Here is a 20,136-nt window from a genome sequence, read left to right as displayed (position 1 = left end):
TTCTTCCCCCCCCCTCCCTCCCCCTTTTTTTTTCCTTTTCTCCCCCCCCCCCCCCCCCCCCCCCCCCCCACGGCCACGGGCGTGCCGTGGTGGTGGAAGGACCGGCCCGCCTATGCGGCTCGGGTGAGTTCGGCACGGCCGAACAGGAGCGCGTAGCCGGAGGGGAGTTGGCGCAGGATACGGGTGAGGAGATCGGGGCCGGCGTAGGCCGCGACGGCCGAGAAGACGGAGCCGGTGTCCCAGCGGGTGGTGGCCTGGGAGGCGCCGGCGCGGGCGGCGAGGTCCTTGACGAAGGCCCAGCCGGTCAGCGGCTGGGTGTCGGGGATCTGGGCGGTGAGGATGCGCGCGGCTTCGACGGGGAGGCGGGCGGCGAGCTCCACGCGTTCGTCGCCGGTCAGCTGGCGTCCCAGTCCGCCGAGGACGAGGCGGACGGCTTCCGCGGCCTTCTCACGGGTCGGGTAGGCGCCGTCGTAGCGGACCTTCTCCAGCATCTGCTCGTACGCCCTCCCGTAGGAGTGCTGGAGTGGCGCGCTCTGGTCGGACATCACTGCGGTGGTTGCCTTTCTGTCACCAGGGTAGTGGTGGCCGGTGTGCGGTCACCGGGGGTGGGTGGTCAGGTGGGCTGAGGGCGGCCGAAGAGCAGGTCGTAGCCCGCGGGGAGCTGGAGCAGGATCTGCGTGAGGAGGTCGTCGCCGGCGGCGTCCGCGGCCGTGGACAGGACGGCGCCGACGTCCCAGGCCGCGGTCTGTTCGCTGGCCCCTTCGATCCAGGCCGCGGTCGCGCGTACGAACCGCTCGGGTGACAGCGGCTCGGCGCTCTGCAGCGGGTTGAGCAGGATCAGTGCGAAGTCGTCCGGCAGGCGCGCCGCCAGCTGGGCGCGTACCTCGCCGACCAGGTGCGCACCCAGCAGGGCGAGCACCACGCGGGCCGCGCGTTCGGCCTCCTGCGGGGTGTCGTACTCACCGCGTTCCTTCACATGGTCGAGGAACGCTTCCCGTCGCACAGTCACGTCGGCCGCCACCTTCTTCGGTCCACGGGGCGGAGGACGGGCGAGAGGGGGAGATCGGATACCCGTCCTCCGCGGCTGTTCAGCCCTTGTCCGTCCGGCTCAGCCGGCGATCTCCTTGCGGCCGGAGCCGACGCCGATGGCGATCTTGCGGGGCTTGGCGCGCTCGGCGATCGGGATGCGCAGGGTGAGCACGCCCGCTTCGTAGTCGGCCTGGATGTGCTCGGTGTCGAGAGTGTCGGCGAGCACGATCTGGCGGGAGAACACGCCCAGCGGCCGCTCCGACAGCTCCATCTGTACGTCGTCGGCCTTCGTCGCGGGCCGGCGCTCGGCCTTGACGGTCAGCATGTTCCGCTCGACGTCGATGTCGATCGCCTCGGCGGTGACGCCGGGGATGTCGAAGGCCACCACGTACTGGTCGCCCTCGCGGTAGGCGTCCATCGGCATCGGCGACGGCCTCGACCAGGTGCCCGGACCCACCAGCTGCTGTGCCAGCCGATCCAGCTCACGGAAGGGGTCAGTGCGCATCAACATCGTGAAACACCTCCAGCGGTTTCGGGCAGTTGCTGCCAATGCGCCTCACTGACACCGTTGTAACATGTCATCGAATGGATGACAAACAAGATGTCGTCGAAACGATGACTCGCCCAGGGAGGTGCTCATGACCCAGGCCGACCAGCCGGCGGCGGCCGGCGCCGACGCGCCGAATCCGGCGTCGTTCTTCGCCGCCGCGGCAGCCCTTGAAGCCATAGACGACGCCCTGAACGCCGCCCGGCACGAGGTGCCCGGCCCGTCCGGGACCCACGAGGTCGGCCCGGAGCAGGCCCTGGCCTCTCTCGTGCTGCTGCGGCGGGTCCGCGAGGAACTCGCCGGATGGGAGACCGGCCTGATCGAAACCGCCCGGAAGGCGGGTGCCAGCTGGGCGGACCTCGCCCACCCCCTCGGCGTCTCCAGCCGCCAGGCCGCCGAACGCCGCTATCTGCGGGGCCGCCCCGGTCCCGCGGGAACCACCGGCGAACAACGCGTCCAGGCCACCCGCGAGCGCCGTGCCGCCGAGCGCACCACCGCCGTCTGGGCCCGCCGCAACGCGGCCGACCTGCGCCGCATCGCCGGCCGGATCAGCGCCCTCACCGACCTGCCCACCGCTGCCCGCCACCCGCTCAGCCAACTCCACGAGGCCCTCGCCCACGACGACCCCGCCGCCCTCATCCACCCCCTCAACGCCACCCGTGCTCACCTGACCCCCGCCCATCCCGAACTCGCCGCCCAGCTGGACGCCTTGACGAGCTCCGCCGCGAACCCGGCGGCCCCGGACCGGCCGGATCCCGCGGAGCGGCAGGACTCGTAGAGCGATGCCGGTCGGCAGTCGGCGTGGCGGTCGGCCGGTGCAACATCGTCGCGTCCACGCCAACTTGAGCGCCCGCCCGTCCTCGCCCACTCCCGTGACCAGGCGCTTCCCCTCGGATTCACTTCGGCCTCGCCGCCGTAATCCAGCCGCATTTCACACCGCGCGTTACTGCGGACCCTTGGTGGATCAAGATCAACGAGTCTCTGCTCACTGCCGCCTCACAGGTGATTCACCATGCGCACACAAGCGCGAAGACTCGTCACGGCCTTCCTGGCCTTCGTCCTCCTCGCCATAGCGGGCGCCACCGCCCCGTCCTCGGCGGCGCCCCGGGACCGGCCGGGCGGTGCCCCGGTCGAGGCCCGTACGGCCGCCGATCTGCCCAAGCCGCCCAAGGCCATGACGCTGGCCGAGCGCCGCAAGCAGGTCGCGAAGGACCGGCACGAACGGTCGCCCATGCGCGACTACATGAACGCACCCGACCGGAAGCCGAAGGACAAGCCCCACAGCCGGCCGGACAAGAACCGCGTCGAACGCGGCCCCGCCGCCGAGTCGAAGGTGGCCCTCCAGCCCCTCGTGGCGGCGGCCGAGAACCCGACCTGGGTGTCGTCCTGGGCCACCGCCTATCCGGGCATGCTGTCGATCGGTGGGCAGGTGAAACTGCCCAAGGCCGGGTCGTCGTACACCGGCATGTGGCTGTACGTCCTCGACGAGGGCGGCTCACCCGTCGTCCAGCAGGAGATCAAGAGGGCCACCGACGATCCCAGCGGCGACACCCCGGACACCGGCGCCTGGTGCTACGACTGGTGGTCGAGCAACTCCTACCCCACCGACCAGTGCTTCTGGTGGGCCGGAAGCGAACTGGGCGGAATCCTGGCGGACGGCAAGAAGTACTACGCCTGGGTCTTCCTCACCAGCGCCGACGGCACGTCCAGCCCGGGCGGTACCACCTCGCCGCTGGTGGAGGCCTTCTACACACCCGGCATCCCCGGCGCGGCGGCGGGCATCTGCACCTGTTACGCCCAGGCCCACCGCGCCGACCCGGTCAACACGGCGACCGGCATGTTCTTCGAGCAGCTCACCGACGCCTCACTGGTGAGCCCCGGGGTGCCGCTGACCCTGGAGCGCACCTACCGCTCGGACTCGACCGCCACCGGCCTGCTGGGGCGCGGCTGGGCGACGCCGTTCGACGCCCGGCTGACCCTCGCGACAGGGAAGGCGACGTACCGGACGGGTGACGGCGCGTCATTCGTGTTCACACAGGCGAGCGACGGCACCTACACCGCCCCGGCGGGCACGACGGCCAAGCTGACCAAGGGCACGAGCACCTACACGATCACCACCCCGGACCACACCGTGCGCACCTTCGACAGCGCCGGTCTGCTGACCTCCGTGGTCGGCGCGGCGGGCAAGGGCCTGAGCCTGACGTACGCGTCGGGCAGGCTCGCCTCCGTCAAGGACGCCGCCGGCCGCACCACCTCCTTCACGGCCGGCACCGACGGACTGCTGTCCAAGGTGGGCCTGCCGGACGGCACTTCGGTCTCGTACGGCTACACCGCAGGCCTGCTGACCTCGGTCACCGACCCGGCCGGCCGGACATCCTCGTACGCCTACGACACGAACAAGCGGCTGTCCTCCTACACCGACCCGGCGGGCGGCAAGGTCACCAACGTCTACGACACCACGGGCCGCATCAAGTCCCAGACCGACCAGAACGGCAAGACCACCACGTTCACCTGGGACGGCAGGAGCGAGTCGCACACCACCGCGCCCGACGGCGGCGTATGGACCGACGTCTACGCCAGCAACGTCCTGATGGAGACGATCGACCCGTACGGGAAGAGCATCACCTACGACTACGACCGTCACCTGCGCCCCGCCGCCATCACCGACCAGCGCGGCAACACCACGGAGATGACGTACGACACCGCGGGGCGGATGCTCACCCGCACCGCCCCGGCCGCGCTCGGCTACAAGGAGAGCTGGGGCTACGACACCGCGGGCAATCTCACCAGCCACACCGACGGCCGCGGCAACAGGACGACGTACGCGTACAGCGCGAACCGCCTGGTGTCGGCGACGGACCCGCTGGGCGGCAGGACCGCCTACACGTACACCGCGCTCGGCGCACTGGCGACCGTGACCAGCCCGCGCGGCAAGGTCACCACCTACGGGTACGACACCGCGGGCAACCGGACGTCGGTCACCACGCCGCTGGGCGAGAAGACGACGTTCACGTACGACAAGGCGGGTCGCGTACTGACCAGGACGGACCCGCGCGGGAACGTCTCCGGCGCCGACCCGGCCGCGTACACCACGAAGTACACCTATGACGGCCGTGGTCTGCTCAGCTCGGCCACGGACGCCCTGGGCCGTACGACGACCTACGAGTACAACGGCGCCGAGCAGTTGGCGTCCGTGCGCAACCCGGCGGGCGACACCGTCACGCTCGGCTACGACGACGCGGGGAACCCGACCCGCACCACCGACCCGGCGGGCAAGTCCCTCACCCGCACCTACGACGCGAGCGGACGGCTCGCCTCCGAGACCGACGCGGCCGGGGGCAGGACCACCTACACGTACGACAAGGTGGGCCGACTGCTCAGAAGCGTCTCGCCGCGCGGGAACGTCTCCGGCGCCGACCCCGCTGCCCACACCACGTCCTACGTCTACGACGCCGCCGGAAACCTCATCCAGACCACCGGGCCCACCGGCGCGACGACGAAGACCACCTACGACGCGATCAACCGCCCGCTCGTGGTCACCGACCCGCTGGGCCGCACCACCGGCTACACCTACGACGCCAACGACAACGTCACCAGGACCACCGACGCCGCGGGCAAGGCCACCACCGCGGCCTACGACAAGAACAACCGCCTCAGCAGCAGCACGGACCAACTGGGCAAGACCACGACCTACGCCTACGACGCCGACGGTAACCTGCTCAGCCGCACCTCCCCGCTCGGCCACAAGGCGAGCTGGACCTACGACGGGGACGGCCGCCAGGCCACCGCGGTCGATCCGCGCGGCAACGCCGTCGGCGCCGACCCCGCCCAGTACACGACGACGTACGGCTACGACCCGGCCGGCAACCCCACCAAGGTCACCGACCCGCTCGGCGGGGTGACCACCACCGCCTACGACGCCGTGGGCAAGGTCGTCGAGCGCGAGGACGCCGACGGGCGCACCACCTCCTACGGCTACGACGAACTCGACCAGCTGACCAAGGTGACCGCCCCCGACGGCGCGGTCACCACCTACGGCCACGACAACGTCGGCAACCTCGTCCGGCGCACCGACGCCAACGGCCACGTCACCGCGTACGGCTACGACGCGGTGCACCGCCTCACCTCGGTGACCGACCCGCTGGAACGGAAGACGACCTACGCGTACGACGCGGACGGCAACGTCACCGGGAAGACCACGCCCCGCGGCACCACCGGATACACGTACGACCCGCGCGGTCTGCTCACCAAGGTCGACTACTCGGACACCACGCCCGACGCGACCTTCGGCTACGACGCCGCCGGGCAGCTCACCTCCCGCGCGAACTCCAAGATCTCCGAGGATTTCGTCTACGACGCGGTCGGCCATCTGACCAAGACGCGCGGCTTCGCCTACACCTACGACGCCGCCGGGCGGATGCTCACCCGCAAGTACTCCGACGGCAACACCATCACGTACACGTACGACGCCGACGGCCGCACCGCGACGATGGCGGCGGACGGCAAGACGACCACGTACACCTGGGACCCGGCGGGCCATCTGGTCAGATCGGCCCTGCCCAACACCGAGACGGAGGACCGCACATACGACCGGGCGGGCCGGGTCACCGCGGTGACCGCGAGCAAGGCGGGCACCACGGTCACCAGGACGGCGCTGACGCTGTCCCCGGCGGGCCTGCCCTCGCGCGTCGACGTCACCCGGGCCGGTGTCGGCACCGGCGGCTACGACCTCACCTATGACGCGGCCGGCCGGCTCACCTCCGGCTGCTTCCCGCAGCCCTGGGTCACCGGCTGCGCCGCCTCCCGCACCACGTCCTACACCTACGACAAGGTCGGCAACCGGCTGACCTCCACCCTCGGCACCGTCTCGACCAGCTACGCGTACGACGCGGCCGACCAGCTGACCTCGACCACCACCGGAACCACGACCACCGCCTTCGACCACGACGCCGAGGGCAACCGGACCAAGGCCGGCGCCGACACCTACACCTACGACCTGGCCGGACAGATCTCCGCCGCCACCGTCGGCGGCACCGCCCACACCTACGACCACGACGCCAGCGGCAACCAGGTCGCCACCCTCAAGGACGGCGCGGTCACCCACCGCACCCAGTGGGACCCCAACGCGCCGCTGCCGATCCTGGCCACCGAGTACGACAGCGCCTGGACGGTCAAGCAGTCCTACCGCTACGACCCGCTCGGTCAGCCCACCGCCACCAAGACCGGCACCGGCGCGCTCTTCTACTACCACCACGACACCCAGGGCTCCCCGGTCGACGTCGCCGGCAGCACCGGAACCCTCCACCAGCGGTGGGCCTACGACTCGTTCGGCACCCGCGTCCTGAACACCACCACCAGCGGCGCGCCCGCGAGCACCCCGTCGTACACCGGCGCCCGGTACGAGACCACCACCGGCAATCTCGACCTGCACGCCCGTCAGTACGACACCGACACCGGCCGCTTCACACGGCCCGATCCGGCCGCGCGGGACCTGACGACGCCGTACGTCTCCGCGTACGCCTACGCCGACAACGTCCCCAGCGTGCTCACCGACCCCAGCGGTCTGACCCCCGACGACCCGAACGACGACCGGGTCGACAGCTTCGGCGAGGCGCTCGGCATCTTCGGGGACGCCTTCGTCGACGTCGCCAAGTCGCCGTTCGTGTTCCTCGGGGACCTGGAGAACGCGTTCACCGGCGAGAACGGCGGCGCGGGCGCGTTCATCGACAAGTACCTTCCCGTCCGGCCCGCCTACCGGCTCTACCGCGCCGAGTACATGCTCCGGCAGCAGGGCTGCGACGCGCTCGCCGATCTGTACGCCGAGACCGCCGACGAACTCGCCCAGCAGCTGGTCCTCACCGGGGTCGGCGGACTGACGGGGTGGCGGCGGACCGCGGTGGCCACCGAGCGGGAGCTCCAGTCCGGCGGCTCGGCGTTCCGCCGGCCGCGCAGCGAGATGGACTTCGAGCTGGAATGGGCGGACCACGCCTACAACGCGATCCGTGCCGACGCCCAGCTCGACCGGGTGGCGCAGACAGCGGCGTCGCGCGGCTATTCCGCGGCCGACATCAATCAGATCTACAACCACCTGTTCATCGAATCGCACCAGCTCGACGCGGGTATGATGCGATTCGACGCCAATCCGCGCATCGCCAGGGCGTGGGAACGCCTCCAGAACGGAAATCCGCACCCCAGCGATTTCGATCTGCTGGCGCATGAATTGTACGAGTCGAACTGGATGCGCCAGCACGGCGACCAGAACTATCGCCGCGCCCACCAGGCAACCCTGGACGCCGGCCACACCTGGGACGAGCATGCGCCCGCGGCGGACGGTATAGGATTCCGGTGATCGAAGACCTGGCGCGAGCGAAACTGGTGGAAAGTCCGTGACAGCATCACTGACGTGCAGGAGGATCCTTACGTTCGAATCGGGATCCGTCTACGCCTGGGAAACCGCGGAAGGCGCCACCGGGAACATTCTCATCGACCCGGAGGAATCGGTCGCCCGCCCCTGCACACCGGAAGGGAAAATCCTCGGCGACATGCTTCTCGACAAAAGCGTCGGAAACGTGGATAACCCCGACCCGGACCCGAAAATCCGCCGCGCTTTCCTGATCGCGGCATCGGTGATCTTCCAGGAGGGAAAGCGGCAGGGACAACTGCCTGACAGGATCACGCGCACCTACTGGTAGACGCCACGTCACCACCCGAGAGGCCGAGCTCTCCCGGAGCCCGGCCTCTCGGCTTTCCACTTCGGACCCCTGGAGGAATGGACCGGGGCAGCGGTCAGTTCTTCTTCAGCTCCTCGGCCAGCATCACCAGGATGCCGCTGGGACCGCGGAGGTATGTGAGCTTGTAGAGATCCTGATAGGTCGCCACACCGCGCAGCGGACGGCATCCGTGCTTTGCGGCCGCCTCAAGGGCCTTGTCGATGTCGTCGACCGAGAAGGCGACGCGATGCATGCCGATCTCGTTGGGGCGAGTGGGCTCCGTCTCGATCGCTTCGGGGTGGATGTACTCGAAGAGCTCGAGGCGCCCCTGACCGTCCGGCGTCTGGAGCATCGCGATGTTGGCGTGATTGCCGTCGAGGCCGACGGCGGTTTCGGTCCATTCACCACTGACCGTGTCACGGCCGATGACCGTGAGGCCGAGGTCGGTGAAAAAGGAGATCGTTGCTTCGAGGTCGCGCACGGCGATTCCGACGTTCTCAAGTTTGATGCCCATGCGGTGCATGCTAGCGAGCCGGGCCGGTTTGGTGCTTCCGGCAAGGACGCGGCCGCAATCCGGCCGACCGGGCCGGGCCTCCCTCCGTCACCCGTTTGCCCGGCAGGGGTCGCGACCCCTCGGACCGCGCGCAAGGATCGGTGCCGCAAGCTTCTGCCATCCCCTGCCCGTAGGAGACGCACCATGGCCGAGAAGGAGCCCACGAAGCCCGCGAGCGGCGTGGAGATCGACGACGAGGGACGCATCATTCTCGGTCCCGAGATCACGGAGAGGTTGGGGGGCCTCACTCCCGAGATCGCTCGTCGCCGACCCGTGATCAACATCAACTGCCCGTGCACGCGCGAGATGTAGTCCGCCCGCCGGGGACCGTATTCGAGGAAGAACTCGCCGCGGCGCTGACGGACGAGTCCCTCCACCTGATCCTGCTGCCCACGGAGCAGTGCAACTTCCGTTGCACCTACTGCTACGAGGACTTCCAGATCGGGCGCATGGCCGACGACACCGTGACGGGCGTCAAGCGGCTCGTGGGCCGACGGCTGCGTGGGCTCCGGCAGTTGAACGTCTCCTGGTTCGGCGGGGAGCCGCTGTTGGCCCGGACGGTGGTGGAGGACATCTCCTCGTTCATCGTCGACGCGGTCGCCGCCGCGCCGGAGACGCGGTACGCCGCGGACATGACGACCAACGGCTACCTGCTTGATGCGGAGAGAGCCCAGGAGCTGGCCCGGCTGGGGATCGGCTCGTACCAGATCTCCCTCGACGGCCCGCAGGAGGTCCACGACACCACGCGGCTGAGGGCCGACGGCGGCGGATCGTTCGAGCGCATCTGGCGGAATCTGCTGTCCATCCGCGACAGCACCGCCGAGGTCCGCGTCCTTCTGCGCCTCCATCTGACCCCGTCGAACCTCCCGTTCATGCAGGAGTTCGCCTCTCGGGTGCGCGACACCTTTCTGGGCGACAGCCGCTTCTCCGTGCACTTCAAGGCGGTGGAGCGGTTGGGCGGACCCCATGACGAGGAACTCGAGGTCCTCGCGCACGAGGTCCGGTCGCGGGTACAGGAAGAACTCGGAGCCCTCGTGCGGACCGAGGGCGCGCCGGGCTCGAACGCCCCGGGGGAGGGGGCCTGTTACGCGGCACGCCCGAATTCCCTGGCGATCCGCGCCGACGGCACCGTCGCCAAGTGCACGGTGGCCCTGGGCGATCCCCGTAACACCGTGGGCCGGATCATGCCCGACGGGACGCTGCGCATCGACGGCGACCGCTTCGCCCCCTGGGTGCGGGGCTGGGCCGCCGAGGACCGGGCCGCCGTGCGGTGTCCGTACGTCGGTCTGCCGTCAGACGGGCAGCGCCTTCTTCAGATCGGGCCTCGGCGTCCCTCCACGGTGTCCGGCTGATCGCCGGCGCCTTCGGCGTCAGTCGTCGTAGCGGGTGGCCAGGGCCCGTACGGTCGCGGCGATGCGGTCGCGGAGTTCGGCCGGCGCCACGACGTCGATGTCGGTGCCCAGCCGCAGGAATTCCCCGTGTGCGTGGTCGATCGACTCGATCGGTATCCGGGCCTCCGTCCATCCGTCGCTCGTGGGCGTCACCCCGAGACGGCGGGCACCCTCCGGAGTGAGCCGCACCAGGGCTTCCCCGGTGTGGAGCCGGGCCCGGAAGTCGGCCAGGTAGCCGTTCCAGTGGGCGGCCAGGTCGAACCCGTTGGGAGCGGCGAATTCCTCCGCCGTCCGGAGGTCGAGGATCTGGTCGACCCGGTAGGTGCGGATGCCGGACGGGCCACCCGCGACCAGATACCAGCGGCCCGCCTTGAGCACGAGCCCGTACGGCTCGACCCGCCGCTCGATCTCTTCCGGCGCCCGCCACCGCCGGTACCGCAGGACCACTGCCCGCCGCTGCCACACCGCGGCGGCGACCGCGGTCAGATGGGGCGTACGGTCGGCGTCGCCGTACCAGCCGGGCGCGTCGAGCAGGAAGCATTCCTGGATCCGCGTGGCATGCTCACGCAGCTCCTCGGGAAGAGCGGCCCGTAGCTTGAGCTGGGCGGCGGCGAGCGCCTCACCGAGGCCGAGGTCGGCGGCGGCGCCGGGAAGCGCGGCGAGGAACGCGGCCTGCGCCTCGCCCGCGGTCAGTCCTGTGAGCCGGGTCCGGTACCCGTCGACCAGCCGGTAGCCGCCCGCGTGTCCGGCATCGCCGTACAGCGGGATGCCGGCGGCGCCGAGCGCCTCGACGTCCCGGTAGACCGTACGGACGGAGACCTCCAGTTCCTCCGCCAACTGCCGCGCCGTCATCCGGCCCCGGTTCTGGAGCAGGAGGAGCAGGGTGACCAGCCGGCTCGCGCGCATGCCGCTCAGTATCCCCTGACAGCGGATGTCAGGGGACCGTCCCTAATCTGCGGCGCATGACAATCGTCGAACTCCGGCAGTACACCCTCCGACCCGGAGCCCGGGAGACCCTGATCGAGCTGTTCGAGCGCGAGTTCGTGACCGGACAGCAGGCGGTCGGCATCACCGTCGGCGGCCGGTTCCGCGACCTGGACGACCCGAACCGCTTCGTCTGGCTGCGCGCCTTCCCCGACATGGCCGGTCGCCGACGCTCGCTGGAGTCCTTCTACACCGGCCCGGTCTGGCGGAGGCACCGCGACGCGGCCAACGCCACCATGACCGACAGCGACGACGTCCTGCTGCTGCGCGGCCCGGGCTTCACGCCTCCGCCCGGCGCCCGTGAGGTGCTCGCGACCGTCTGCCGTCCGTCCGGGGCGGCCGCCTTCGACGCGTACGCCGCCCGGCACTTGAACCCGGGCCACGCCTTGCACCGCACCGAGCACGCCGAGAACGACTACCCCCGCCTGCCGGTCCGCACCGGGGAGGACGTCCGGGTCTGGTTCGGACCGGCGGAACCACCGCCCTGGCCGAGCCGGCGACTGCGGCTCGAACCGGTGACGGCGGCGGCGACTTCCGCGTAGTCCTCGAGAATGTGCAGCAGGTGAGGCAGCGGGACCCCTGTTCGACGGACCCCCGTCGACTAGACCTCGATGCCCAGGCTCCGGGGCATGACGGCGAAGGCGTGTCGCACGCACCCGGGCAGTTCTCCGGGGGAGCAGTGGGGCAGCCACTCGTCCAGCGCACAGCGCCACGTGGCCACACAGAACTCGGTGAGCAGCCGCACCTCGAGGCTGTCCGGGACGCCGAGCCGACGGGTGATCTCGGCCTGGATCTCGGCGCAGTGCCGCAATGAGTGCCCGTTCAGGGCCGGCGATCGCTCGATCAGTCTCAGGGTGGCCGGGAAACGCGAGTACCAGTCCTCGTCCATGCGGTCGAGCGTGGTCAGCATCGCATCCCGGAACACGTCGGCCAGTCGTCCGGACTTCTCGGTCCCGTCCAGGACCAGCAGGTAGGTGCTCCAGAGCTCCTTGACGGCCGTGAGTGCCACGTCCTCCTTGGAGCGGAAGTTGCGGAAGAAGGTCCGCCGCGACACCTCCACCGTCTCGAGGAGCGCATCGAGCGGCGTGTCGTCGAAGCCTCGCTCAGTGAACAGCGAGACGGCCGTTTCGGCCAGGGCCTGGCGGGTGCGCAGCTTCTTGCGCTCGCGCAACGAGGTGGGCTGTGGGGCGGTCGTCATCCACGCCAGCCTAACGGACACGCTCGTTCCAGGCATGTGCTTCAATGAGGCAAACGCTACTCTGTGGCACTTTGATGCGGAGGAGACGGACCTATGCGGGCACTCGTCGTGGACCACAGCGCGGCAGCGCACCTCTCGCTGGTCGAAGCGGCCGATCCGACACCCGCACCGGGCGAGGCCCTGGTGCGGGTCGAAGCGGTGTCGCTGAACTACGGAGAGGTCAAGGGCGCCACCGACCCGACGACACCGGACGGCACCGTGATCGGCTGGGACGCGGCGGGTGTGGTGGTCGAGGCGGCGGCCGACGGAACGGGGCCGGCCGAGGGGACCCGCGTCGTCACCCTGGGCGAGGCGGGCTGGGCGGAACTCCGTGCGGTTCCGGCCGCCCTGCTCGGTGTGGTGCCGGACGACGCCGACCTCGGCGCCGTCAGTACGGTGCCGGTTGCCGGGCTGAGTGCCCTGCACGTGGTGCGCGGCTTGGGCCCGGTCCTCGGCCGCCGAGTGATGATCACCGGCGCCTCCGGCGGGGTCGGCCGCTACGCGGTGCAGCTCGCCGCCCGTGCGGGGGCGGAAGTCGTGGCGATCAGCCGGAATCCCGCCCAGGCGGACGATCTGCGCTCGCTGGGCGCGCACGAGGTCCACGCCGATCCGGCCGCCGTGGACCGGCCCGTGCGCGCGGTGCTGGACAACGTCGGCGGTCGGCACCTGGTGGACGCCTTCGCTGCTCTTGAGGCCCACGGCGTGCTGGTGAGCGTGGGCCGGTCGTCCGAGGCCGAGGTGGTTCTCCCGCCCGAGGCGTTGCTGGGCAACGACGGGCGGCACGACAGGTCCATCCGCACGTTCTTCCTGTTCGGCGACCCGGCGACGGACTTCTCCGCCGACCTGACCTGGCTGGCCTCCGAGGTCGTCGCCGGGCGCCTCGACCCGGGAATTCGGTGGCGGGGCCCTTGGACCCGCTACGACGAGGCGGTGGAGGCTCTGATCGGCCGCCGCTTGCACGGCAAGGCGGTACTGGACATCCACTGACCCGTCGGCTGCGACACGGTCTGTGCATGCGCCATGACTTGGTGATACCGGCCCGCTTCCGGGGACTTGGAGCCGGCGTGGCCCGTGGTGACAGCCGCCCAGCGGCTGAGGCGATGTCAGGTGCGGGCGGGGCGACGGCGGTCGCCACGACCGGCGCCGCCTCCGCCTGGCTGAGCACTCCGAACCACGACCAGCTGTCCCTCGCGGCGTACGCCGCGCACTACTACCGGATTCACGGCCCCGGCATCCTCGCCGAGTACAACGACACCCAGCGAAACGGCAACCACGCCCACTCGGTGTGGCGCGACCCGCACACGGACTTCGGCTTGAACGAGCCGGCCGAACACCGCGCAGGCACATGCACCCGCCCTCACCGACGTACGGCAGGGGACGGGGTCGCCCGGGGTGAACAGGATGGCCGCCGCATGACCCCCGGGGCGATGGGTGCGCGTTCAACAACACGTCGCGGGGCACCGGTTGCACCCCATGGTCGGCGGGTGTGTCCTGGGATTCCGGGAGTTGGTCTCCCACGCACCACCCCTCACCGGAAGGGACCGTCATGATGAGCACACGCCGCCCGGCGGCGGCGCTCGCCGCGGTGCTGATCACAGCGGCGACCGCCTCAGCCGTCTCCGCCCCCGCACAGGCCGCGCCGGGAGCGGCGGCGGGGACACCGGCGCAAGCACCGGCGACCTGCTTCGCCACCTCGTGTGAGGGCCTCGACCCCATCGAGACCCACTGCGTCGATGACGCCGTGACGATCGACGACGTCGCACTGGACGGCCGCATCGTACGACTGCGGTACAGCGCGCAGTGCCGGTCGGCCTGGGCACAGCTCTGGTTCGGAAAGCCGGGTGACAGGGCCTACGTGCGCACCGTGGGCAACGGGCAGACCGTGGCCGTACGGAGCATCACGGTCATGCCCGGTGACGGGGCCAGTGTGTACACGCCCATGGCGAACGACAAGGACCTGAAGGCCACCGCGTGCACGGAGTTCGACCACCTTCCCGGCGACACCGGAACGAAGTGCACGATCTTCTTCTGAGATGCGGACCGGGTGGGTTTCAGGCCGTGATGAAGACGTCGAGGGCCTGGGTGACGATGTCGATGGGGTTCGCGAAGCTCCTGGACCCGTTCGTCTCCCCGGCGAAGACCAGGCCCACCGGATGACGGATCAGGTCCAGGGTCCACACGATCGCACCGGAGTCGCCCAGCGCGGTGAAGGGACCGGCGTCCCCCTCGATGACGATCGAACCGGAGAAGAACGCCTGGGCGCCCGAGGGGTATCCCGCCCAGTGCGAGGCGCCCACTTCCCGGACGCGGCCCGTCGTCACCTCCGTCGTCCGACCGCTCTTGCCGACGGGCATGTCCACCGTCGCCGCCGTGGTCGTCGAGCTGATGGGGATCTCGAGCGGGCCGAACGGCGTAGGCGTCAGAACCCTCGGGCTGACATTGGTCGCGACCGCCCACGCCGTCGCGCAGTCGACGACGTTGACCGGGCCGCCGAACTCCACCGGCACGAAGCGCTCCAGGACCGCCACGAGGTCCGACTCACAGTTGCCGAAGTCACCGGAGGCCGGCTGGACGACGCAATCGCCGAGCGAACCCTGGTTGCTGTTGGCGAGGATGTGGTTGCAGCCGATGATGAGCGCACGCATGTCCCGGGGGGCCGACCGGCCCGTGGACAGACAGCCCAGCGTGCCGAGGTTGAGCGCGTTGGGCACGCTCACGAGCGAGATTCCCCCGGGCGCCGGGCGCTGCCTGAAGGTGAACGACTGCGCCAGGATCGGGCCGGTGACGACCGGAACGACGGGGACGCCCGACGAGGCGGCCGCCCGTATCCCCATGCGCTCCACCAGGACCGCTTCGACGTCCTCGGGATTCCTCGGCCGCTCCAGGTAGACGGTGAGGGTCCATTGCCCCGGCTCGACGGCATCGTGCCGCGCCACGAAGTCCGACGGCCTCGCCCGCCCGATGCCGACGCCCTGGATGTTGGTCGTCTCGGTCAGTTGCTCGGGGGACTTCACCCCGCTGCGTTCGTCCCCTTGGCCGGTCAGCGTCTCCTCGATCCCGGCTCGCGCCTCCAGCAGATCGGCCGGGAACACGTCCGGGTCGGGGGCCACTCGGTCCGGCAGATCCCCCAGGTTCCTGATCTCCGCCTGTTCGCCCGACCGTGCGAAGTCGTCCGGTGGCGGTTGCGTGGTCCGTGGCACGGGACACCTCCTGCCACCCCCACTGCCGATGCTCGCACAGCCGAGGGGACCGCGCGCGGCGGCGGAACGAGGCACCGCGTTCAGTGGGGTGACGGTATCGGGTCCAGTGCGTTGGACTCGTCCTCGGAGGACTGCGCCACTCCGCAGTCGGCGGCGAGCGGCATGGCGGCAGCCGGGAGAAGGAGCACATTTTCAAGTTCCGTGAGCCCGGGACGAGTTGTCGAGCGAGCCGAGGAAGTCACGGAAGGCCTGGTCGGTGCGCGCTGTGTCGCCGGTGGCGTCGAGGTCCATCAGGAGACCGCGGATGACAGCGAGCACGAGCGTCGCGAGATCCGGCCGGCCGATGCTGCGCAGACCGTCCTCGAGCGGCCCGAGCCAGTCGGTCGTCGCCGTGCGCCGGAAGTCGGGCCACAACTGCTGCTCGGCACTCTCGCGCAGCCGACCGAACATGCGCAGGTACGGCCGCCCATCCGGGCCGGTGATGGAGGTCCAGGCGCGCTCCAGTGTGGCCGTGTAGGGCTCCTCCGGTCGCGCCCGCAGGAGGTCGCCGAAGGTGTCGAGTTGACGTTGGCGCGCCCGCACGAGGACGGCCCTGAGCAGGGCGTCGCGGGTGCCGAAGTGATAGATCAGCATGCGTGCCGAGGTACCGGTGGCGGTGGCCAGCGGCTCGAGCCGGTCGGGGAGGCCGTGCGCGAGAGCGTGATCGGCGCAGGCGTCGAGCAGCCTCTCCTTGATGTGCGGTTGCGGTCGTCTGCCCACGCCCCTCACTTTTTCACGTAATAAACGTTACGTCTACCGTGGTCGAGTAGGCAGTCGAGGCACACATGGAGGCAACGATGAGGGTCGTGTTCGTGCACGGGGCGTGCGTTCGGGACGGGTCGTGGTGGTGGCACCGCACCGCAGAGCTACTGCGGGAGCGAGGCGTGTCGAGCGTGGCCCCGGCGCTGCCGAGCTGCGGTGAGGCGGACCTGCCCGGCGGGGCAGGCGGTCCTGGGCTGTCCGAGGACGTCGCCGCGGTGCGGCAGGTGCTGCGGACCGGAGACGAGCCGACCGTCGTGGTCGCGCACAGCTACGGCGGCATCGTCACCGCGGAAGCCGCCGCGGGGATCGAGTCGGTACGTCACCTGCTGCTGATCTCCAGCTACCTGCCCGAGGTCGGGCAGAGCCTGTCGGAGTTCGGGGACGGCGACCCCGCCCCGTTCCTCGACGTCGACCCCGACGCCGGCACCTTCGGGGTGCGCCCCGAGCTGCTCGTGGAGACGTTCCTCCAGGACTGCGACCCGGAGGTCCAGGCGCAGGCGGCGGACCACCTCGCCCGGCAGAGCGTGCGGGTGACCGGGCAGCCGGTCGGGGCGGCCGCATGGCAGCAGGTGCCCTCGACGTATCTCGTCTGCGCGCAGGACCGCGGCACTCCGCCGCGCCTCCAGCGCGAGTTCGCCCGGCGGGCCGACAGCGTCGTCGAACTCGACACCGGCCACCACCCGTTCCTGTCCCAACCCGCCGCGGTCCGGGACCTGCTGCTGAGCCTGTGACGACAGCCGCGTACGCGCCGGGCCGGGGCGTTCAGCCTGCGAGGCGGTGCGCGAGGTCGAGCAGATCCGCCAGGCGCAGCACCCGTCCGTCGAAGCCCGGGAGCGGGACATGGAGCGGCCGGGTCCAGGGGGCGGGGATCGCGTCCAGCCCGTAGTACGCCCCCGCGAGTCCTCCGGTCACCGCGGCGACGGTGTCCGTGTCACCGCCGAGGTCGATCGCCGCGCGTATCGCCTCCTCGAAGCCGGTGGTGGTGCGCAGGGCCCAGACGGCGGAGCCCAGGCAGGGCCAGACGGCACCGTTGAACTCGGTCGCCTGATCGGGGTGCCAGTCGGGCGCGAGCACTGTGGCGTAGCGGTCGCGGTGGTCGGGGTGGACACGAGTCAGGATGTCCGGGAGCGCGGTGAGGGGGTCGGTGTCCTCGAACGTGACACGGATCAGTTCATGGAAGATCGCGGTGCCTTCCCAAGCCGCGCGGTCCCCGTGGGTGAGGGCGGCGATGCGGCGGGCCGCGTCCATGGTGGCTTCCTGGCCGGCGGCCGCGAAGTGGACCGCGGAGGTCGATGCCCGCATCAAGGAGCCGTTGCCCGCCGCTCGTCGGTTGACCTGGAAATGGATGGCGGCGGCGAGGTCCCAGGGCATGCCGTTCGTCAGGACGTCCTCGGTCTGCAAGCCGATGTCCTTCGGTTCCGATGCCGCCCACCGCTGAAAGCGGGCGAAGATGTCCGGCAGATCCAGCCCGCCCCGCTCCAGCAGCGACTCCCCGACCAGGACGGCCATCTGCGTGTCGTCAGTGGCCTCGCCGGGATCCCAGCCCCCGCCTCCGCACATCTCGCCACCGGCACCGGGCGCGGGAAACCGTGCGGAGAACGCTCCCCGGGGACCGAACTCGAAGGGGCCGCCCAGGGCGTCACCCACCGCTGAGCCGACGACCGCGCCGGCGGCCCGCTGGATCCGCTCCATCCGCGTAGGCTATCCGTGCCGCGCCAGCTCGGTGGCCAGGCGTCGCATGACCGTGCGGTTGGCGCGCCGCATCGTGATCCGCACGACGGGGGACAGCAGTCGGTCGGCGAGCGGGGCGCTCACCCAGGCGTAGGTGAACGAGATGTGGGCCCCGCCGGTGGGCAACGGCTCGATGGCATAGGTGCCGTGGGCCAGGCGCCGACCACCCGCGCTGACGTTGCGTTCGACGATGCGCCGAGGCGCGTCGGCGTCGACGACCTCGATGCTGACGTCGGTCTTCGTGCCGCCCAGCGCGGCGGTGACCGCGGCGCACGAGCCGATGCCGCGGGGCGGGCCGCTGTAGCGCCAGTTGGACAGGTAGTGGTTGGTGAACCGCTCGTGGTGGGCCATGACATCGAGGAAGTCGTAGACCTGCTCGGGCGTCTGAGGCACGTCGATCGACACGGTGACAGGCTGCATGTACCACAAGGTACATGCGGCATGTACCGATTGGTACACTCGCGATGTGGTGACAGCGGACGACTCGCATTCCGAGGGGGAGCCCAAGCGAGGCACGCCCGGGGACCGGCGCGCGCGACTGGTGGACGCTGCCGTCGACCACGTCGCCGCACACGGCATCGCCGATCTGAGCCTGCGCGGCCTGGGCGCCGCGATCGGCGTCAGTCATCGCATGCTGATCCACTACTTCGGCTCCAAGGAACAGCTGCTCGTCGAGATCGTCCGGAGGTCGGAGCGACGCCAGCGCGAGGTGCTGTCCCGGCTTCGCCTCGAGCCCGGCCTCTCGCCCGCCGATGTCGCGCGGCTGCTGTGGCGGCAACTGACGGACCCCGGGGTGGCCGGTCAGGAGAGGCTCTTCTTCGAAATCTGCGGGCAGGCGCTGCGGGGCCGTCCCGAGGCCGCCCCGGTCCTCGAAGGGCTCGTCAACGACTGGCTGGAGCCGCTCGTCGCCGCCGAGGTCGAGGCAGGGGCGGACCCCGCCTTGGCCCGCAACCGGGCCAGGCTGGGACTCGCCACCGTCCGCGGACTGCTGCTCGACCTGCTCGCCACCGGTGACCGGGCCGGCGTCGACTCGGCGATGGAGGAGTTCCTCCGGCTGTACTACGGCTCCGACTCTTCAGCAACAACCCTTCGCCGGACCGGATCGCCGGGCTGACTGACCCGCTTCACCGAAGAAGGAAGCGTCCGGCCACGGGTCACTCGTGGCCGGGAGTACGCGGCGCGGATGCTCCATGCGGGAGAGCCAGGTGGTGAGCAGCGTTTCGAGCGACTCGGCCTCGGTGGGTGTCAGTAGATCCAGCAGGTCTGGCCCTGGTCCTGGCCGGAGTCGTCCTGGGCAGACCCAAACGGGCGGGCGGACGCGACGTGAGGGCGACTCTGTGATCAGCGGTGGCCGCTCCGCGGCTGGGGCGCCAGGTCGCGCTGATACCAGGTGCCCGTCTCGCCGTCGAGGTGGGCGGGGTCGGCCGGGCCGACGGGTACGAACCCGGCCTTGGTCAGCACCTTCCGCGATGCTGTATTCCGGTGGGTCACGGCCGCCCGCAGTGTGCGCAGCCCGTGCCGGGCCGCCGCCAGTCGGCACAGTTCCCCGACGGTCGTGGTCGCCACGCCGCGGGCGGCGACGTGCTCCGCGACCCGGTAACCGAGTTCCGCGCCGCCGTCCTTGATGTCGACCAGATTGAACCTGCCGAGTACGGAGCCGTCCTCGGCGACGAGCACGTGGAAGGCGCAGATACCGGCCTCCTGCTCGGCCAGCAAGGCGTTGAACCGGTCGGTGAACCGGTCGAAGAAGTCGTCCCCGCGGTCGGGGACCGAGGCGGCGAAGTAGGTGCGGTTCGCCAGCTCGAAGGCCAGGACCGCCTGGGCGTGACCGGCACGAAGTTGCTTCAGCTCGGGCATTGCCCGACCGTACCCGGATGGTGCGCTGGGGGCACCTGCTTTCTTTCGGCGCCGGACAGCCCGTGCCGACTCGGAGGTGACGGTCCGTCACGCCGT

At 70.5% G+C, this 20,136-nt stretch carries 22 protein-coding genes; 11 read left to right on the top strand and 11 right to left on the bottom strand.

The genetic code is table 11. The features are described from left to right. Window positions 1-110 precede the first annotated feature (110 nt). The 3 genes from ACZ470_RS13765 to ACZ470_RS13755 form a co-directional block, all read right to left on the bottom strand. Window positions 111-545 carry a DUF2267 domain-containing protein gene (locus ACZ470_RS13765; RefSeq protein WP_468427069.1) on the bottom strand — a complete coding sequence of 145 codons (435 nt, stop codon included), beginning with the start codon at window positions 543-545 and terminating at the stop codon, window positions 111-113. A gap of 68 nt (window positions 546-613) precedes the next feature. After that, complete coding sequence (locus ACZ470_RS13760; protein WP_468427068.1) at window positions 614-1,009, bottom strand: DUF2267 domain-containing protein; 396 nt, start codon at window positions 1,007-1,009, stop codon at window positions 614-616. Window positions 1,010-1,108: 99 nt separating this feature from the next. Further along, window positions 1,109-1,540 carry an Hsp20/alpha crystallin family protein gene (locus tag ACZ470_RS13755; RefSeq protein WP_468427067.1) on the bottom strand — a complete coding sequence of 144 codons (432 nt, stop codon included), beginning with the start codon at window positions 1,538-1,540 and terminating at the stop codon, window positions 1,109-1,111. A gap of 127 nt (window positions 1,541-1,667) precedes the next feature. On the opposite strand from ACZ470_RS13755, the gene ACZ470_RS13750 reads away from it, so the two are divergent. The 3 genes from ACZ470_RS13750 to ACZ470_RS13740 all read left to right on the top strand — a co-directional run bounded on the left by ACZ470_RS13750 (window position 1,668) and on the right by ACZ470_RS13740 (window position 8,268). Further along, a complete protein-coding gene (locus ACZ470_RS13750; protein ID WP_468427066.1) occupies window positions 1,668-2,354 on the top strand; it encodes a type III effector protein in 687 nt (228 codons plus the stop codon). Between the two features lie 396 nt (window positions 2,355-2,750). Beyond that, entirely contained in the window at window positions 2,751-7,925 is a 5,175-nt protein-coding gene (locus ACZ470_RS13745; protein WP_468427206.1) for a DUF6531 domain-containing protein, read from the top strand. A gap of 37 nt (window positions 7,926-7,962) precedes the next feature. Beyond that, entirely contained in the window at window positions 7,963-8,268 is a 306-nt protein-coding gene (locus tag ACZ470_RS13740; protein WP_468427065.1) for a hypothetical protein, read from the top strand. Between the two features lie 94 nt (window positions 8,269-8,362). On the opposite strand, the gene ACZ470_RS13735 is transcribed toward ACZ470_RS13740, so the two are convergent. Beyond that, window positions 8,363-8,800 (bottom strand): VOC family protein, encoded by a 438-nt coding sequence (locus tag ACZ470_RS13735; protein ID WP_468427064.1) that lies wholly within the window; start codon window positions 8,798-8,800, stop codon window positions 8,363-8,365. A 183-nt stretch (window positions 8,801-8,983) separates the two neighbouring features. On the opposite strand from ACZ470_RS13735, the gene ACZ470_RS13730 reads away from it, so the two are divergent. Both ACZ470_RS13730 and ACZ470_RS13725 read left to right on the top strand, forming a co-directional pair. Beyond that, window positions 8,984-9,151, top strand: a complete 168-nt coding sequence (locus ACZ470_RS13730) for a hypothetical protein (RefSeq protein ID WP_468427063.1) — start codon at window positions 8,984-8,986, stop codon at window positions 9,149-9,151. Further along, window positions 9,133-10,191 (top strand): radical SAM protein, encoded by a 1,059-nt coding sequence (locus ACZ470_RS13725; RefSeq protein ID WP_468427062.1) that lies wholly within the window; start codon window positions 9,133-9,135, stop codon window positions 10,189-10,191. The genes ACZ470_RS13730 and ACZ470_RS13725 overlap by 19 nt, the downstream gene beginning before the upstream one ends. Before the next feature lie 18 nt (window positions 10,192-10,209). On the opposite strand, the gene ACZ470_RS13720 is transcribed toward ACZ470_RS13725, so the two are convergent. After that, window positions 10,210-11,136, bottom strand: a complete 927-nt coding sequence (locus tag ACZ470_RS13720) for a helix-turn-helix transcriptional regulator (RefSeq protein ID WP_468427061.1) — start codon at window positions 11,134-11,136, stop codon at window positions 10,210-10,212. Window positions 11,137-11,192: 56 nt separating this feature from the next. Between ACZ470_RS13720 and ACZ470_RS13715 the strand changes: the two genes are divergently transcribed. After that, window positions 11,193-11,756 (top strand): NIPSNAP family protein, encoded by a 564-nt coding sequence (locus tag ACZ470_RS13715; protein ID WP_468427060.1) that lies wholly within the window; start codon window positions 11,193-11,195, stop codon window positions 11,754-11,756. 59 nt (window positions 11,757-11,815) lie between these two features. Here ACZ470_RS13715 and ACZ470_RS13710 read toward each other — a convergent pair whose 3' ends face one another. Continuing rightward, a complete protein-coding gene (locus ACZ470_RS13710) occupies window positions 11,816-12,412 on the bottom strand; it encodes a TetR family transcriptional regulator (RefSeq protein ID WP_468427059.1) in 597 nt (198 codons plus the stop codon). A gap of 93 nt (window positions 12,413-12,505) precedes the next feature. On the opposite strand from ACZ470_RS13710, the gene ACZ470_RS13705 reads away from it, so the two are divergent. From ACZ470_RS13705 to ACZ470_RS13695, 3 genes are read left to right on the top strand one after another with little or no spacing between them, the layout of a single operon-like run. Continuing rightward, window positions 12,506-13,438 (top strand): zinc-binding dehydrogenase, encoded by a 933-nt coding sequence (locus ACZ470_RS13705; RefSeq protein ID WP_468427058.1) that lies wholly within the window; start codon window positions 12,506-12,508, stop codon window positions 13,436-13,438. 26 nt (window positions 13,439-13,464) lie between these two features. After that, window positions 13,465-14,001: a DUF3500 domain-containing protein gene (locus tag ACZ470_RS13700; RefSeq protein WP_468427057.1), complete on the top strand. Its 537-nt coding sequence runs from the start codon at window positions 13,465-13,467 to the stop codon at window positions 13,999-14,001. Next, complete coding sequence (locus ACZ470_RS13695) at window positions 13,998-14,483, top strand: YjfA family protein (protein WP_468427056.1); 486 nt, start codon at window positions 13,998-14,000, stop codon at window positions 14,481-14,483. Before ACZ470_RS13700 ends, ACZ470_RS13695 begins: the two co-directional genes overlap by 4 nt. A 19-nt stretch (window positions 14,484-14,502) precedes the next feature. On the opposite strand, the gene ACZ470_RS13690 is transcribed toward ACZ470_RS13695, so the two are convergent. Together ACZ470_RS13690 and ACZ470_RS13685 are read right to left on the bottom strand one after the other, a co-directional pair. Continuing rightward, complete coding sequence (locus ACZ470_RS13690) at window positions 14,503-15,651, bottom strand: chymotrypsin family serine protease (protein ID WP_468427055.1); 1,149 nt, start codon at window positions 15,649-15,651, stop codon at window positions 14,503-14,505. A gap of 192 nt (window positions 15,652-15,843) precedes the next feature. Beyond that, entirely contained in the window at window positions 15,844-16,410 is a 567-nt protein-coding gene (locus ACZ470_RS13685; protein ID WP_468427054.1) for a TetR/AcrR family transcriptional regulator, read from the bottom strand. Between the two features lie 77 nt (window positions 16,411-16,487). On the opposite strand from ACZ470_RS13685, the gene ACZ470_RS13680 reads away from it, so the two are divergent. Continuing rightward, window positions 16,488-17,183 carry an alpha/beta fold hydrolase gene (locus ACZ470_RS13680; protein WP_468427053.1) on the top strand — a complete coding sequence of 232 codons (696 nt, stop codon included), beginning with the start codon at window positions 16,488-16,490 and terminating at the stop codon, window positions 17,181-17,183. A gap of 31 nt (window positions 17,184-17,214) precedes the next feature. Here ACZ470_RS13680 and ACZ470_RS13675 read toward each other — a convergent pair whose 3' ends face one another. Continuing rightward, entirely contained in the window at window positions 17,215-18,144 is a 930-nt protein-coding gene (locus ACZ470_RS13675) for an ADP-ribosylglycohydrolase family protein (protein WP_468427052.1), read from the bottom strand. 9 nt (window positions 18,145-18,153) lie between these two features. Further along, complete coding sequence (locus ACZ470_RS13670; protein ID WP_468427051.1) at window positions 18,154-18,603, bottom strand: SRPBCC family protein; 450 nt, start codon at window positions 18,601-18,603, stop codon at window positions 18,154-18,156. Between the two features lie 46 nt (window positions 18,604-18,649). On the opposite strand from ACZ470_RS13670, the gene ACZ470_RS13665 reads away from it, so the two are divergent. Beyond that, entirely contained in the window at window positions 18,650-19,297 is a 648-nt protein-coding gene (locus tag ACZ470_RS13665) for a TetR/AcrR family transcriptional regulator (RefSeq protein ID WP_468427050.1), read from the top strand. 227 nt (window positions 19,298-19,524) lie between these two features. Here the strand turns inward: ACZ470_RS13665 and ACZ470_RS13660 are convergent, their stop codons facing one another. Continuing rightward, window positions 19,525-20,040 carry a GNAT family N-acetyltransferase gene (locus ACZ470_RS13660; protein WP_468427049.1) on the bottom strand — a complete coding sequence of 172 codons (516 nt, stop codon included), beginning with the start codon at window positions 20,038-20,040 and terminating at the stop codon, window positions 19,525-19,527. Window positions 20,041-20,136 lie beyond the last annotated feature (96 nt).

The organism is Streptomyces sp. NPDC031111, from assembly GCF_055570675.1.
The sequence above is the reverse complement of the archived record's forward strand: the minus strand, read 5'-3'. Positions and strand labels throughout refer to the sequence as shown.